This is a genomic window from Burkholderia sp. Ac-20392 (assembly GCF_017104585.1).
In the GTDB taxonomy this organism is placed as follows: Bacteria; Pseudomonadota; Gammaproteobacteria; order Burkholderiales; family Burkholderiaceae; genus Burkholderia; species Burkholderia lata.
Window position 1 is genome coordinate 1 of the sequence record NZ_JAAGPB010000886.1, and the last position, 2132, is coordinate 2132.

Genomic DNA, 2132 nt, shown 5'->3' on the forward strand with positions numbered 1-2132 from the left:
TAGCTCGGCGACGTGCGCGTCGACCACGCGTGGGGCGGCTTCGTCGACGTCACGCGCAACCGCGCACCGGATTTCGGCGCACTCGACCCGAACTTCTTCTACGTCCAGGGCTTCAGCGGCCACGGTGTCGCGCTCACCGGCATTGCCGGACGCGCGGTCGCCGGCGCGATCGCCGGCGACACGCGCGCGTTCGACCTGTTCGCGCGCATGCGGCACCGACGCTTCCCCGGCGGCGACGCCTGGCGGCAACCCGCGCTCGAACTCGGGATGCTGTACCACCGCGTACGCGAGCTGTTCTGAGCCCACTTTCTCCGTTCTCCTGACCATGCAGACATTCGCCAACCAGCCGCACGTCGCGTCCTATTACGCGGCGACTGCCAACGATACGACCCGCCACGCGCCGCTCGCCGGCACGATCGATGCCGACGTGTGCGTGATCGGCGCGGGCCTCACGGGCCTGTCCGCCGCGCTCAACCTCGCCGAGCGCGGCCATTCGGTGACCGTGCTCGAAGCGTCGCGGGTCGGATGGGCGGCGAGCGGCCGCAACGGCGGCCAGCTGATCGGCGGGTTCGCGTGCGACATCGACACGTTCGGGCAATTCATGCCGGAAGGCGACGTGAAGCGCGTCTGGGACATGGGGCTCGAAACGCTGTCGCTCGTGAAGTCGCGCATCGCGCAGCACGACATCGACTGCGCGCTGGTGCCCGGCTACCTGACCGCCGCGAACACCGAGCGCGACGCCGACGCGCTGAAACGCTGGCGCGACGAAGCCGCGAAGCGCTTCGGCTACGACCGCTTTCACTTCGTCGAAGCCGACGAACTCGGCGACTACGTGCAGTCAGAGCGCTATTGCGGCGGCCTGTACGACCCGGACAGCGGCCACCTCCATCCGCTCAACTACACGCTCGGCCTCGCCCGCGCGGCGACCGATGCGGGCGTGCGCATCCACGAGGACAGCTGCGTGACGCGCGTGCGCGACGTCGCGGGCGGCCATGTCGTCGAGACGAGCGGCGGCAACGTGCATGCGCGCTTCGTCGTGCTCGCATGCAATACCTTCGTCGGCACGCTGGCGCCCGCGCTGTCGAAGAAGATCATGCCGGTCGGCACCTACGTGATCGCGACCGAGCCGCTCGGCGACGCGCGCGCCGCCGCGCTGATGCCTGCCCGCGCGGCGATCTGCGACAGCCGCTTCGTGCTCGACTATTTCCGGCCGGCGCCCGACTCGCGGCTCGTGTGGGGCGGCAAGGTCAGCTATTCGACGCGGGAGCCGCGCGATCTCGCCGCGGCGATGCGCGCGGACATGCTGAAGACGTTCCCGCAGCTCGCGGACGTGAAGGTCGACTACGCATGGGGCGGCTTCGTCGACATCACGATGAACCGCGCGCCGCACTTCGGCCGCATCGCGCCGACGATGTATTTTGCGCAGGGGTTCTCGGGACACGGCGTGAACACGACCGCGCTCGCGGGCAAGCTGATCGCCGAGGCGATCAACGGACAGGCAAGCCGCTTCGACCTGTTCGACAAGATCCGCCATCGCGACTTCCCCGGCGGCGAGGCGCTACGCACGCCGGCGCTGGTGCTCGCGATGAGCTGGTACCGGCTGCTCGACGCGTTCGGCGTGCATTGAGCTGCGGCCACCTCAACGAGAAACGGCCGCGCCGAAGCGCAGCCGTTCCTTTGCCGCCGTGCGCGACGCGCTTCCGCTAGTCGGCCACCTTCTGCCGCATCGTCACGAACTCCTCGGCCGCGGTCGGGTGAATGCCGATCGTGTCGTCGAACTGCGCCTTCGTCGCCCCCGCGCGAATCGCGATCGCGATGCCCTGGATGATCTCGCCCGCATCGCGGCCAACCATGTGCGCGCCGACCACGCGCTGGCTGTCGCGTGCGACGACGAGCTTCATCAGCGTGCGTTCGTCGCGGCCCGACAGCGTATGGCGCAGCGCCTTGAACGACGTGCGGTAGATGTCGACGTCGCCGTCGTACAGGTCGCGCGCGGTCGCCTCGGTGAGGCCGACCGTCGCGACTTCGGGCTGGCTGAACACCGCCGACGGCACCCACTCGTGATCGGCCGCGACGCGCGACCCGCCGAACAGCGTGCGCGCGAGCAGCCCGCCGTCGCGCGTCGCGACCGG

At 69.9% G+C, this 2132-nt stretch carries 1 protein-coding gene and 2 pseudogenes; 2 read left to right on the forward strand and 1 reads right to left on the reverse strand.

What is annotated here, in order from left to right:
- Window positions 1–9: 9 nt before the first annotated feature.
- Together G3N99_RS39380 and G3N99_RS39385 are read left to right on the forward strand one after the other, a co-directional pair.
- Window positions 10–300: pseudogene (locus G3N99_RS39380) on the forward strand (FAD-dependent oxidoreductase); the annotation flags it as partial.
- Window positions 301–325: 25 nt separating this feature from the next.
- A complete protein-coding gene (locus tag G3N99_RS39385) occupies window positions 326–1627 on the forward strand; it encodes an FAD-binding oxidoreductase (protein ID WP_206125098.1) in 1302 nt (433 codons plus the stop codon).
- A 76-nt stretch (window positions 1628–1703) separates the two neighbouring features.
- Here the strand turns inward: G3N99_RS39385 and G3N99_RS39390 are convergent.
- Window positions 1704–2132: pseudogene (locus G3N99_RS39390) on the reverse strand (glutathione-disulfide reductase); the annotation flags it as partial.